13 protein-coding genes and 1 pseudogene are annotated in these 12,317 nt (G+C 65.1%); 10 read left to right on the top strand and 4 right to left on the bottom strand.

Annotated features, from left to right (window positions below):
- Both ILT46_RS11690 and ILT46_RS12220 read left to right on the top strand, forming a co-directional pair.
- On the top strand, window positions 1–324 hold a 324-nt coding region (locus tag ILT46_RS11690), incomplete at its 5' end, for a transposase (RefSeq protein ID WP_233397231.1).
- A gap of 252 nt (window positions 325–576) precedes the next feature.
- Window positions 577–807: pseudogene (locus ILT46_RS12220) on the top strand (transposase); the annotation flags it as partial.
- A 238-nt stretch (window positions 808–1,045) separates the two neighbouring features.
- On the opposite strand, the gene ILT46_RS11680 reads toward ILT46_RS12220, so the two are convergent.
- Genes ILT46_RS11680 through otsB form a run of 3 tightly spaced genes read right to left on the bottom strand, consistent with a single transcriptional unit; the run spans window position 1,046 to window position 3,412 of the window.
- Window positions 1,046–2,434, bottom strand: coding sequence for an alpha,alpha-trehalose-phosphate synthase (UDP-forming) (locus ILT46_RS11680; protein ID WP_199504821.1), 1,389 nt, complete (start codon window positions 2,432–2,434; stop codon window positions 1,046–1,048).
- Between the two features lie 7 nt (window positions 2,435–2,441).
- Window positions 2,442–2,672, bottom strand: coding sequence for a hypothetical protein (locus ILT46_RS11675; protein WP_199504820.1), 231 nt, complete (start codon window positions 2,670–2,672; stop codon window positions 2,442–2,444).
- Window positions 2,669–3,412 carry a trehalose-phosphatase gene (otsB, locus tag ILT46_RS11670; protein WP_199504819.1) on the bottom strand — a complete coding sequence of 248 codons (744 nt, stop codon included), beginning with the start codon at window positions 3,410–3,412 and terminating at the stop codon, window positions 2,669–2,671. Before otsB ends, ILT46_RS11675 begins: the two co-directional genes overlap by 4 nt.
- 86 nt (window positions 3,413–3,498) lie before the next feature.
- Between otsB and ILT46_RS11665 the strand changes: the two genes are divergently transcribed.
- From ILT46_RS11665 to ILT46_RS11640, 6 genes are all read left to right on the top strand, one after another.
- Window positions 3,499–4,671, top strand: a complete 1,173-nt coding sequence (locus tag ILT46_RS11665) for a glycosyltransferase (protein WP_199504818.1) — start codon at window positions 3,499–3,501, stop codon at window positions 4,669–4,671.
- On the top strand, window positions 4,661–5,740 hold the full coding sequence (locus tag ILT46_RS11660) for an acyl-CoA dehydrogenase family protein (protein WP_199504817.1): 1,080 nt from the start codon (window positions 4,661–4,663) through the stop codon (window positions 5,738–5,740). Before ILT46_RS11665 ends, ILT46_RS11660 begins: the two co-directional genes overlap by 11 nt.
- Before the next feature lie 2 nt (window positions 5,741–5,742).
- A complete protein-coding gene (locus ILT46_RS11655; protein ID WP_199504816.1) occupies window positions 5,743–6,474 on the top strand; it encodes a PIG-L deacetylase family protein in 732 nt (243 codons plus the stop codon).
- Window positions 6,467–7,066: a class I SAM-dependent DNA methyltransferase gene (locus ILT46_RS11650; RefSeq protein ID WP_199504815.1), complete on the top strand. Its 600-nt coding sequence runs from the start codon at window positions 6,467–6,469 to the stop codon at window positions 7,064–7,066. Before ILT46_RS11655 ends, ILT46_RS11650 begins: the two co-directional genes overlap by 8 nt.
- A gap of 248 nt (window positions 7,067–7,314) precedes the next feature.
- Window positions 7,315–7,845 (top strand): hypothetical protein, encoded by a 531-nt coding sequence (locus ILT46_RS11645; RefSeq protein ID WP_199504814.1) that lies wholly within the window; start codon window positions 7,315–7,317, stop codon window positions 7,843–7,845.
- On the top strand, window positions 7,842–9,011 hold the full coding sequence (locus tag ILT46_RS11640) for a zinc-dependent alcohol dehydrogenase (protein WP_199504813.1): 1,170 nt from the start codon (window positions 7,842–7,844) through the stop codon (window positions 9,009–9,011). Before ILT46_RS11645 ends, ILT46_RS11640 begins: the two co-directional genes overlap by 4 nt.
- Window positions 9,012–9,141: 130 nt before the next feature.
- Here the strand turns inward: ILT46_RS11640 and ILT46_RS11635 are convergent, their stop codons facing one another.
- Window positions 9,142–10,008 carry an HpcH/HpaI aldolase/citrate lyase family protein gene (locus tag ILT46_RS11635; RefSeq protein WP_199504812.1) on the bottom strand — a complete coding sequence of 289 codons (867 nt, stop codon included), beginning with the start codon at window positions 10,006–10,008 and terminating at the stop codon, window positions 9,142–9,144.
- 567 nt (window positions 10,009–10,575) lie between these two features.
- On the opposite strand from ILT46_RS11635, the gene ILT46_RS11630 reads away from it, so the two are divergent.
- Window positions 10,576–11,178: a carbonic anhydrase gene (locus ILT46_RS11630; RefSeq protein WP_233397229.1), complete on the top strand. Its 603-nt coding sequence runs from the start codon at window positions 10,576–10,578 to the stop codon at window positions 11,176–11,178.
- A 63-nt stretch (window positions 11,179–11,241) separates the two neighbouring features.
- Window positions 11,242–12,317, top strand: a 1,076-nt coding sequence (locus ILT46_RS11625; protein ID WP_199504810.1) for an alginate export family protein, incomplete at its 3' end; no start/stop codon positions are given.

Genomic DNA, 12,317 nt, shown 5'->3' with positions numbered 1-12,317 from the left:
ATGAGCGACTACAAGGGCGCTGCGCTGATGATAGATGCCTTCCCCAAGGCCAGGGCTTTGCTCGCCGATCGGGGCTACGATGCCGACGGGTTCCGCGCCGCGCTGGCCGAGCGTGGCATAGCCGCCTGCATCCCGTCAAAGAACAACCGCAAAGTCCCCATCCCGCACGACACAGCCCTCTACCGCCAGCGCCACAAGGTCGAGAACATGTTCGGCAGGCTCAAGGACTGGCGACGCATCCACACCCGCTACGACCGATGCGCCCACACCTTCATGTCCGCCATATGTATCGCTGCAACCGTCATCTTCCGGCTGCCGCAATGAGTCCTGAGCCTAGGTAGCTCTCCAGGTAGCTAGGTGTGCGAGACCAATAGCCGGCGCGATAATGACGGATTTGCGCGGGTATTGGGCAAAACTGCGCTCTTACATATGTATTGCCGCAGCTGTAGCGTTCTGGCGCCCGATCATTTCAGATCTTCAACTGCCTCCTTCCTATCCAGAACGTTGGGCGAGTTGGTCGTGAATTGATCTGACGCACTCTTTTCCTTGTCATCTCAGCCATAGTGCCAAGTGTTCGTGAGCGGTATCATCTGCGTCACCAGGAATTGATTGCGCTGGCGCGATGCACCGGCCGGTTATGGCCCGAACAAGACGATCTACAACAGGTTCACACGCTGGAGTCGCCTGGGCGTGTTCAACCGCATTTTCTTCGCGCTCGCCGCCAATGGCGGCTCACCCGACCGGCTGATGATCGACGCCACCCACTTCAAGGCGCACCGGGCGTCAGCAAGCCTGCTAAAAAAGGGCTCTATCCAGACGTACGGGGCGCGGCGGAAGGCAAAGGGGCTTAGAGGGGGTAGCGGGAATCCGCAAGGCGATCTTGCCACGCTGAAACCCGCAGAAGACTGTCGGTTTCTGAACGGGGGGAAGCTGGGTATCCCTTTATGCTGGAAGCTCAAGGCGCGGGGATAGACCCGCGCGAGTGTGGAGGTGAGTGCACCAGGGCACGTCGGCGATGCTCGATCACCTCAGACGCGTCCACTGGTCAAAGACTCCGCCCGCTGGCGAGCACATCGAGATAGCTCTGTGTCCACATCTCGAGGTTTTCTTCGCGGACACAGTCGAACATCGGTCGCCAGCGCGCCTTGCGTTCCTCGAGCGGCATTTCGAGCGCGATCCTGATGTTCTGCGCAATATCGTCGGGGCTGTGCGGGTTGACCTGAAGCGCGTGCCTCAGCTGCTCCGCCGCGCCGGCGAAGCGGCTCAGGATCAGCACGCCGGGGTCTTCAGGGTCCTGCGCGGCGACGTATTCCTTGGCCACCAGGTTCATCCCGTCGCGCAGCGGTGTGACGAGGCCAATCTTGCAGGCGCGGAACGCCCCAAACAGCTCCGCTGCGGAGAGCCCCTGATTGACATAGCGGACCGGCACGAGGTCAATCCGGCTGTAGGCGCCGTTGATCTGTCCGGTCTTTTGCTCGAGCGTTGCGCGGATCTGCTGATAGCTTGCAATATCTGTGCGGCTGGGCGGTGCAATCTGAATGAAGACGAGGTCGTCCACGCGTTCAGGATGGCGCTCGAAGAAACGGCTGATCCCGTCGAGCCGTTCGGGGAGGCCCTTCGAATAATCGAGCCGGTCGACGCCGATCATGGCGGTGCGCTCGCGCGTGCTGGACAAGATGCGCTGCGCCGTCTGACGCGCCTCATCGGTCTCGCCGAGTTCGGTGAAATGGTCGAAATCGATCCCGATAGGGAAAGTCCTGGCGATGGTGCAGTGCCCGCCGATGATGATCTCGCCGCTGTCTTCGTCAACGATGGCGCCGAGTTCCTTGGCGCAATAATGCTGGAAGCTGTCGAGCCACTCGTCGCACTGGAAGCCAACGACGTCGTAGGCGAGCAGCGCACGCACAAGCCGCTCGTGATGGGGGAGCGAGGTCAGCAGCCGGGTCGGCGGCCAGGGAATGTGGAGGAAGAATCCGATGCGGTTTTGAAAGCCGCGGCGGCGCAGGCCATCGCCCATCGGGATGAGGTGGTAATCGTGGACCCAGACGACATCGTCGGGTCGCAGAAGGGGGGAGACGCAATCGGCAAACCGTTCGTTGACCGCCTCGTAGCCGATGCCTGTGTCGCGCTCGTACTGGGCCAGGTCGAGGCGGTAGTGGAACAACGGCCACAACGTCGAATTGGCATAGCCTTCGTAATAGTCGGCTACCTCTGCGGGACTGAGATCGACGGTGGCGAAGGTCACGCCGTCCTCTGTGCTGAGGGCGGGCTCGTCCGAAGGCGCCTCGGCGGTTTCGCCCGACCAGCCGAACCACAGGCCTCCGCGGCTCTTCAGCGCGCCGAGAAGCGCACCGGCCAGCCCACCCTGCGCACCTCCGGCGCCGCGCGCATTCGGCGCGGCCACCCGGTTGGACATAATGACGAGACGGGTCACAGGAAAGTCAGCGGAATATAATCCAGTTCTTGCATAATCGCATCGTGCAGTCGGCCAACGCAACCAGCGAATGGTTTCGTGAGAAGTTCCCCATATTTCGCCGGTCTCGATTTTGTTTTATCGAACAGCCGCAGGGCGTAGTCGCATTGGCAAGCGTCTGCACCAGCAGCAGCGCGGCGAACTCAAGGCCAGCGATTGCCGATGGCCAGCGGTCGAGCATGGTGGGCCTGACCGTCATACGCCCAGCCAATCGCGGACCGCCGCCGGACATGCCAGGGCGAAATGGGCCAGAGGGGCCGGCCGCGCGCCCACCGCGATGGCGAGGCCCCCTAGTTCGCGGACCGCGGCAAAGCCGTCATCGTCGGTCACGTCATCACCGATGAACACCGGGCGCGCGCGCGTGAAGGGCTCGGTTGTCATAAATGCGCGCACCGCCGCGCCCTTGTCGGCCCCATGCAAGGTCACCTCGGCCACGAAGTTGCCCCGCTTGAAGGCAAGACCTCGACGTGCGGCGAGCCCCTCCATGAAGTCAAGGTTCGGCTGCTCGAGCGCTGGCGCGGTGCGTGAGTGCAGGGCGGCACCGTGATCCTTACGCTCGAACCGCGCGCCGCTGATGCGGGCGAAACTTTCTACCTCGGCAACGATGGCGGGGTCGAGCGGTGTTGCCGGCCCATCGAGCGCAGCGCCATCCGCCCGCCGCCGGGCTGCGCCGTGCGAGCCCGCGCAGGCAACCCGTAGCTCACCCAGATAGCGCGCCAGATCGGTAAGGTCGCGCCCGGTAACGAGCGCCAGCCGCCCATCGAGCCGCTCCGACAACTGCACGAGGTTGCCGGCAAGTCCCGCCGGTACGACGATGGCGTCAGGCGTGGGCGCAAGTTCGACCAGCGTCCCGTCGAAATCGAGGAACAGCGCCACAGGACCTGCGGCAATTAGCGTGCGCAAATCCGGTGGGGGCGGAAGCGGGATCGGTTGCGTCATCCCCGCCGCTTGTGAGAATGACCTTAGCCGGTCAAGCGGGGGCCAAAAGAGAGCGCCGATCAAGAATTGTTAAGCAACCACGAGGCGTGCCGCGCGTATCTCAAAGGTTTGCCGCTGCGAGGACCGCCGAATTGTATCATCGCGATCTGTCACCGCCACCCGCCGATGCCGGCGTTCGCTTCAGCAGGCGCGATCTCGACGCGATCATCGCCGGCGCGCCTTTCGCCGGGCGTGTGACGGTCCGCACCTTCCTTCATACGCTCGACGCGCCGCTCAATTATGTGGTCGCTTTGCCGGTGCGGAACGAAGAGAGCTACCTGCCGCGAACCCTAACCGCGCTACGCACTGCGTTGGAGACCGCACCGCAATCGGGGGGCGTCGTGGCGGTGGTTAACAACAGCAGCGATGCCTCCGCCGCGATCATCGGCGCCTGGGCGGCGGAATGCGGGGTGCCGCTGTGCCTAGTCGATGTCGCGCTTGATTCCGAAATACGGAACGCGCCCCATGCGCGGCGGTTGGCGCTCGACGTGGCAGCACGGGTCGCGCCCCGCGGGCTGCTGCTGACGAGCGATGCGGACAGCCAGGTCGCGCCTAGCTGGGCTGCACGAATGCTCGCCATGTGGCAGCAAGGCTGCCGTTTGGTGTGGGAAGACATTCGGCTCGACGAGGCCGAGCTTGCCCACCTGCCCGCGCAAGTGCGCGCGGTGGGCGACGCCGAGCGCGCCTATTTCGCCGCCAGCCACCGGCTGTGGCGCCGCTGGACCGATGCCGCGGTCGCCCCTTTCGCTATCCGCGCTTCTGGCGCAAGCATGGCGGTATGCGCGGCGGCCTATCGCGCGCTCGGCGGGCTGCCGACCCCCTCGGTGGGGGAGGACAAGGCGCTCACCCACGCGATGCTCGAACGCGGCTACCCGATCGGCGAGTTGATCGAGGGCGAAACGGTGACCTCGGGCCGGTTCGACGGGCGCGCCGAGGGTGGCTGCGCCGCCGCTCTGCAAGAACGCGCGACCCACCCCGATCCCGCTTGCGACGAACTGCTCATCCCGGTCAACGCTTTGCGGCGGCGGGCAACGCTGTGGAATGCGCTGCCCGCCGGGCGTGAACGCTACCGCCTGTTCGCCCAGCGGCTGGGGAGCGACGCGCACCTGCGCTCGCCAAGGATGCATTACGGCGAAGTGCTGAGTGAGCTCGCTATCGCCGAGGCGCTGCTCGCGCGCGAAGACGACGGTGCCGCCGTGGGGCTGACCGATGTCGCCTGATCCTGAAGCCTCTCCGCTCCTTCGCGCCATTGCCGAACGCGCGGGCGCAGCCGATCACCGCGAGGGCGATGTCGCCGCCGACGTGGCCGCACTCCACCAGTCGGGGTGGCTCGCCGCCTGCCTCCCCCAAGCGGCGGGCGGTTCGGGCTGGGGCAGCGAGCCGGACGGCACGCTCGCCGCGTTCGACGCCCTTCGCGCGTTAGGGCGAAGCAATCTGTCGGTCGCGCGGCTTTACGAAGGGCACATGAATGCGGTGAAGCTCGTGTCGCTCTATGCCGCGGACGATTTGCGCGAGGAGAGCTTCGCCGCCGTCCGTGCCGGGGCACTGTTCGGGGTCTGGGGGGCGGACGATCCTGCTTGCCCGCTGACATTGCCTGATAACGGCGCGCTGGTCCTCAGCGGTGCGAAGCGGTTCGCCTCGGGCCTCGGCGTGGTGCGCCATGTCGTCGTGACGGCGAAGGACCAACTGCTGCTCGTCCCGGCCGACGATGGCGCGCGCGCCGATCCGTCGGCATGGACGATGGCCGGGATGCGGGCGACCCGTTCAGGCCGGTACGACTTCACCGGCCTCGCGATACCGCCGCGCGCGATGCTCGGCAGCGCCGGCGATTATTATCGCGAGCCCTTTTTCGAAGGCGGTGTCTGGCGCTACTGCGCGGCGCATCTCGGCGGCGCGGAAGCGTTGCACGCGGCGATGTGCGAGACGCTCGCCGGCCTAGGCCGTATTCATGACCCGCACCAGCAGGACCGCATCGCGGCCAGCGCAATCGCCCTCGAAACGGCGCGCCTGTGGCTGCTGCGCGCGGCAACGGAGGTAGAGGCGAAAGGCGCGCAGCCCCACAAGGCGGCTCTCTCGCTGTTTGCCCGCGAGGTGACCGAGAACAGTTGCCGCACGGTCATCGGCGCGGTCGAACGCGCGCTCGGCATGGCGGCGCACGTCGAGGGCAGCGCGATCGAGCGCATGCGCCGCGACCTCGCGCTGTTCCTGTGCCAGGCCGCCCCCGATGCAAAGCGCGCGCGGGCTGTCGGCACCCTGCTGGAGGCCGGTGTCCGGATCGAGCAGCTGTGACGGTGCCGGGCGAGGCCGCCGGCGCGCTGCTGCGTGATGCCGCCGCGGCGCCCTACGCCCACCTCGACGAGCTCACTCCGCCCGGCGGGCTGCTGGTGGTGGTCCCCCACCCCGACGACGAGGCGATCGGCTGCGGGATGGCGCTGGCTGCGGCGGCGGATGCCGGGCGGCGGATCGGGGTAGTGTTGATGACCGATGGCGAGGGTTCACATGCCGGGTCGGCCCGGTTCGGGCGCGAGCGGCTGGTCGCGTTGCGGCAGGCGGAGCTGGCCCGATCGCTGGCCGCGCTTGCCGGCGGGGCCGAGGTGCCGGTTCACCGCCTCGGCCTGCCGGACGGGTGCAGCACGGAAAGCGACCTGACCATGGATCATCTTGAATGCGCAGTCGCCTTCGCCCGCCCGCTCCGGCCACGCGCGGTGTGGACGACGTGGGAGCATGACCCGCATTGCGACCATCTGACTGCCGCCACGCTTGCCCGCCGCCTGGCAGAGCGGCTTGGCGCGGTTCTGTGGCGATTTCCGGTTTGGGGCCGCTTCGGCGAGGAGGTCGCGCATCACGAGGCCGAGCTGCGGCTGTTTGCCTCGCCACCCCATCTTGCCCGCAAGCGCGCCGCGATCGCCGAGCACCGATCGCAGTTCACCGACCTCATCGACGACGACCCCGGGGCGTTCCGGATGCCCGACGCTCTGACCGCGCACTTCGCCGACCACCCCGAGATCTTTCTGCGTGGCTGAGCCCCCCTCCGAGCGCGCGGTGACGTTCGACCGGCTCTATGCCGAGAACCCCGACCCCTGGGCGGTCGAAACCAGCGCTTACGAGCGCGGCAAGCGCGACGAGACGATGGCGGTTCTCGGCGGGCGCCGCTTCACCAGCGGGCTAGAGATCGGCTGTTCGACCGGCATCCTAACCGAGCGCCTGGCACCGATCTGCGAACGGCTGCTCGCCATCGACGTATCGGCCGAGGCGCTGCGGCTCGCGAAGCGTCGACTCGATGCACAGCCGCACGTGACGTTCCGGCATGGCGAGGTGCCCGACGATTGGCCGAAAGGTCAGTTTGACCTGATCGTCTTTTCCGAAGTGCTGTATTTCCTTTCGGCGGAGGAGATCGCCCATGCCTCTGCACTGGCACGGCAGACGCTTGCCGACGACGGGCTGTGCCTGCTGGTCAACTGGACAGGGCCAAACGACCTTCCCATCAGTGGCGAACGCGCAGTCGAGCTGTTCGGGACGCAAGCGTGGCGGGTGGCCGAGCATCGCACCCGCCCAAACTACCGCATCGACCTCCTCGCCAGGGAGCTCGCCGCGCCGACGATGGCTGCGAGATAGACGAGGAGATGGCGGCTGACGAGGCACTTCTTTCGGAAGCGCACTTCGTCCCCACGGCGCATCATCTTGTGCGGGCAGTGTTGGGCCGGTATCAGGGTCGTCATTCTGCAGTCCAACGAGACCCATGCGAAAAGGACGCGGGCTTCGCGGCGGTACCTTCGACTCACTAAATTCGAACCGGCAGGCACTAACCTCATTCTTGGTCGTTACCTTTCCGCCACCCACTGTGCGGCAAGCGGAGACACGCCATGAAAACCAGCAAAGTCTTGAGGTCAGCCTTGGCGATCGGCGCGGTCGCCGTCGCTGGGGGCGTCGCCTGGCGCAACCGCGATTCGCTTGCATCCAAGAATTCGCCGGCCAGTGAGCGCGAAGCCGCGTCCTACGCGCTGATCAACGCGCCGGTAGAGACCGTCGTTGCGCGCTTGAGCAAGCAGGCGGAGTGGACGCGCTTGCTTAACGCCGGGGCGGGCGGCTCCGGCTGGACCGCGATCGTAACACAGGAAGGCGCCAAGGGCACGATCCGCATCATTGCGAGCCGCGATGATGATGAGGTGGCGGGCGAATTGCGCTGCGAGCCGGCCCCGGGAGAGCGCGGCACCAAGGTCCGGCTTGCGCTCGATGAGCCGACGGAAGGCAAGCTGGGCGAAAAGCTCGCCCTGATGAAGGACCCCGCAGGCCCGGCCAACCTGCGCCTCGCCCTGCGCCGGGCGAAAATGCTCATCGAGAGCGGCGAGATCGCCACCGCACGGCGGACACCCCAGATGGACACAGCGGCATGAAAGCGCTAACTTGGCACGGCAAGCATGACGTGCGCGTCGACACGGTGGACGATCCCACGATCGTCAACCCCCGCGATGCGATCATTCGCATCACCGCGACCGCCATCTGCGGTTCCGACCTGCACCTCTACAACGGTGTCATCCCGACGATGCAACCGGGCGATATCCTGGGCCACGAATTCATGGGCGTGGTTGAGGATGTGGGTGTCGAGAGCACGCTGGCCAAGGGCGACCGGGTGGTGGTGCCCTTCACCATTTCGTGCGGCAAATGCTTCTTCTGCGAAAAACAGCAGTTCGCGGCGTGCGACAACTCGAACCCGGCGGAAACCCACGGCCCTTCCGAAATGATGTTCGGCCACCACGCGGGCGGCCTGTTCGGCTACAGCCACATGACCGGCGGCTATGCGGGCGGGCAGGCGGAATATGTCCGCGTGCCGTTCAGCGATGTCGGTCCGATCAAGGTGCCCGACCACCTGACCGACGAGCAGGTGCTGTTCCTGTCCGATATCCTGCCGACCGGATGGATGGCCGCGCTCAACGCCGATATCGAGCCGGGCGATACCGTGGCCGTGTGGGGCTGCGGCCCCGTGGGCCTGTTCGCTATCCAGTCGGCCAAGGTGCTGGGCGCGGAACAGATCGTGGCGATCGACCACCATCCCCACCGGCTGGAGCTGGCCACGCAGTTCGGCGCCATCCCGCTCAATTATGAACAGGTGGACGTGCTGGACGAACTGCGCGCAATCACCGCGGGGATCGGCCCCGATGCCGTGATCGATGCCGTCGGCATGGAGAGCCACGGGTTCGCCAACTTCGCCCTGTTCGACAAGGTGAAGCAGCGCGTGGGCATCGGCGCGGACGCGCCGGCCGCACTCCGCCAGGCGATCACCGCGTGCCGCAAGGGCGGGCGCATTTCGATGCCGGGCGTATACGGCGGCTATGCCGACAAGTTTCCGCTGGGCGCGCTGATGGAAAAAGGCCTGCAGCTCAAGACCGGGCAGACCAATGTCCAGGCCTATACCGCCGACCTGCTGAAACGGATCGAGAATGGCGAAGTCGACACCACGTTCCTGATCAGCCACCGCCTGCCGCTGTCCGAAGCGCCCGACGGCTATCGCAACTTCCGCGACAACCAGAACGAATGGACCAAGGTGGTGCTCAAGCCCTGAACAGCGGCATTGGTAGGCGACCAACTGGGCGACAAAAAAATAGCCGGTTTGGCTGCTTCCCCACTGACGATCCTGTCGCGGGGCTTGAGGAAGCGGGCGAGATTGAGCTCGCGTGCCGCTACGGCAATGGTCACCGACCCTCCACCTGCGCCAACAGGCGCTGAGCGCGTGACAAGTGCGGGCGGTCGAGCATGCCACCCTTCCAGCCGATCGCGCCGACCCCAGGATTGGCCTCGAACAGGGCTACGATCTCACGCGCCTGCGCTACTTCCTCCTCACTAGGAGTGAAGGCGGCATTGATGACGTCGACCTGCGCGGGATGGATCGCCAGCATTCCTGCAAAACCGTCGCAGCGGACTTTCTCGGCTCGTGCCTGCAAGGCATCCAGATCGCGAAAATCCCCGGAGATGGTTTCAATTGCGGCCACACCGGCAGTTGCCGCACCCAGCAAGGTCATGCTGCGCGCCATCTCGTAGGTGAAGCTGTAGGCGCCGTCGGGGTTGCGGTTGGAACTGGCCCCAAGTGAATCAGCGAGGTCTTCTGCTCCCCAGGTCAGCGCCACCACCCGCGGTGCGCCCTTGTAGTCGCCGGTGTGGAACATGGCTTCGGCAGTCTCGGTGATCAGAACGATCACCGGTGTCGAACCGGTCTTGATTCCGTTGGCCGCTTCCAGCGCGGTCAAATAATGGTCGAGCAGCTCAACATTCGCGCGACCGTTGACCTTAGGCAGCATGATACCACCGGGCCTTGCCGGCATAATCGTCACCAGGTCATCCAGCGTAAATGGGCCGTCGAGCGGATTGACGCGCACCCAGATGCGGTCCTGCTCCTTCGCGTTGGCGCAGAGGAAATCGTGAACCATCTTGCGGGCGAGGGGCTTGTTCTCGGTCGCCACCGCATCTTCGAGATCGAGCAGAATGATATCCGCTGGGCCGGCCAGCGCCTTACCCATCTTATCGCTGTCACCGGGCGCGAACAGCCAGCTGCGCATCTTCATCCGTGGTTCCTCGTTTCTCAGTAATTTCGCGGCAGCTCCAGCACCTTTTCGGCGATGAAGTTCATGATCTGGTGCGGGCTTACAGGGGCGAGCGCGGGATCAACACTTCACGCAGGTACCGCTCGACGTGATACTCCTCTGCATAGCGCATGCCGCCCATCGACATGACAGCTGTCTGGCTCGCCTCATATCGGGCCCTGCAACCAGGAATTCTGCCGAGCTTGCCTCCACAGCGCAATGCTCGCCCTTATCGAACAATGCAGGCGCCCGGAATGCCATCAGGTCCGCCGCTGGGTGCCCTGGTCCTGGCCGATCGGGCGGCCGAATTGCCACGTAGATTCTGGCGGTTTTCTGCGCAAATCTCAGGGAGGTGGAGCGGGTAGCGGGAATCCGCTCCACAAATTCACCTTCCGGAAACCCGCAGAAAACCGTGGGTTTTCTCAACAATTGGAACGTGTGTATCCCGCTATGTGAGAGGGTCAAGGCGCGTCATTGGAGATGCTATCCAGACCTAGCGCAATTGATCTGCCTCAAACCATGCCAAACGCGATAACGTAAACAATGCCAATGAGCAGTCTTACCCCTGCGGAAGCGCTTGAGCGACTGCGCGACGGAAACCGGCGGTTTCTGGCTGGCGAAATTGTTACCGAGCCAACAGATCGCGAACGTCGGCTGGAGCTAGCGGCCGGACAGCAGCCCTTTGCCGCCTATCTCAGCTGTTCGGATTCGCGGGTGCCGCCGGAGCTGCTGTTCGGCCGGGGGTTAGGTGAACTGTTCATCGTTCGAAACGCCGGAAACACACTGTGCTCTACGGCGCTCGGTAGCCTCGAATTCGCAGTCAGCAATCTGGGCATCTCGCTGATCGTGGTGATGGGCCATGAAGGATGCGGCGCGGTGCGGGCGGCGGTGTCGCTGGTGCGCGATCATGCGGTGCAGACCGCCAATATCAACAAGGTGTTGCAGCAGATCGTCCCAGCCGTATTGTGTGCCGATCCTTGGGCCGAAGATCTGGTTGATTCCGCCGCGCGTCAGAATGTCCGGCAAGTCGTGGGCGAGTTGCGGTCGCAACCTTCGCCCGCATTCCTCGAACCGCAGCGAGCCGGCACGCTGAAGGTCGTTGGGGCCTATTATCACATGCATACGGGGGAAGTGGAGTTTCTCGCAGACTGAGCGCTCCACGAGCAGCAATTGACCTGCATCACCCCGTGGGTCGTTGGGCCAGCTGATAGTTAGATGCTCACTATCTTCGAGGGCTTTATGCGCCACTTGCTGATCATCCCGTTTCTGCTTGCCAGTGCGGTCGGTGCCGTACCGGCACTGGCGCAGACCGCGCCAGCACCAGCCCCGGCCACTCCACCTTCCAACCCTGCGGGATTAATCACGCCTTACGGCGACTTTCGCCTGCGCCACGAATTTGTCGAGCAAGCCGGCTTGCCAGATGACGCCCACGCGACCACGTTGCGCGCGCGGCTTGGGGTGCGCGTGTCACCAGTCAGCGGGCTGACTGCGGTGATCGAGGGGGAAGCGATCGCCGCGCTCGACAATGCCCTTTATAACGACACCACCAACGGCGTTGTCCGCCGGCCGGTTGTCGCTGATCCGCCCGACATTCTGCTCAACCAAGCCTACCTGCGCTGGCAGGGCGGGCCGAAGCTCACCGCCACGGTCGGCCGACAGGTGGTCAATTACGACAACCAGCGCTGGATCGGCTCAGTCGGGTGGCGGCAAAACGACCAGACGCTGGATGCGGTGCAGATCTCGATCGAACCAGCCCCAGGTCAGCCAATCGCAGCCAGCTTTGCCCACGCCTGGCGGGTCAACCGCGTATTCGGGCCCGATTCCCCGCAAGGCGTATGGCGCGATACGGCCATAAGCATGGCCCGCGTGGGCATCCGGGTGGCGGACGGGCACAATGCACTGGCCTTTGGTTACTGGCTGGACGTTCCCGCGGCGCCTTCCTTGTCGAGCCAGACCTTTGGCGCGCGGATCAGTGGCGGGGCCGCACTGGCGCCCGGTTGGCGCGGGCTCTACGCGCTCGAATATGCCCGTCAGACCCCGCACGGGGGCAATTTGGCGACCAGTGCGCATACTTATTTGCTTGCCGAGCCAGGGATATCGCATGGACCGACCACGCTCAAACTCGGGTACGAGCGCCTGTCGGGCGATGGGCGCACCGCCCTTCAGACACCGCTGGCGACGCTGCACGCCTTCAATGGCTGGGCAGACAAGTTCCTGACGACGCCGGCCGGCGGCCTGCGCGACGTGTATGTTGATCTGGGGCACACTGTCCGTCGTCAGAACATTTGGCG

This window comes from Qipengyuania sp. YIM B01966 (assembly GCF_016461955.1).
Classification (GTDB): domain Bacteria; phylum Pseudomonadota; class Alphaproteobacteria; order Sphingomonadales; family Sphingomonadaceae; genus QFOP01.
Note: the sequence above shows the minus strand (reverse complement) of the source record. Positions and strands in the feature narration are given on the sequence as shown.

Excerpts from the sequence above, each read along its gene's own strand:
- ILT46_RS11675 (WP_199504820.1), bottom strand. The coding sequence starts at position 2,672 with ATGACGGTCAGGCCCACCATGCTCGACCGCTGGCCATCGGCAATCGCT.
- otsB (WP_199504819.1), bottom strand. The coding sequence starts at position 3,412 with ATGACGCAACCGATCCCGCTTCCGCCCCCACCGGATTTGCGCACGCTA.
- ILT46_RS11660 (WP_199504817.1), top strand. The coding sequence starts at position 4,661 with ATGTCGCCTGATCCTGAAGCCTCTCCGCTCCTTCGCGCCATTGCCGAA.
- ILT46_RS11645 (WP_199504814.1), top strand. The coding sequence starts at position 7,315 with ATGAAAACCAGCAAAGTCTTGAGGTCAGCCTTGGCGATCGGCGCGGTC.
- ILT46_RS11640 (WP_199504813.1), top strand. The coding sequence starts at position 7,842 with ATGAAAGCGCTAACTTGGCACGGCAAGCATGACGTGCGCGTCGACACG.
- ILT46_RS11635 (WP_199504812.1), bottom strand. The coding sequence starts at position 10,008 with ATGAAGATGCGCAGCTGGCTGTTCGCGCCCGGTGACAGCGATAAGATG.
- ILT46_RS11630 (WP_233397229.1), top strand. The coding sequence starts at position 10,576 with ATGAGCAGTCTTACCCCTGCGGAAGCGCTTGAGCGACTGCGCGACGGA.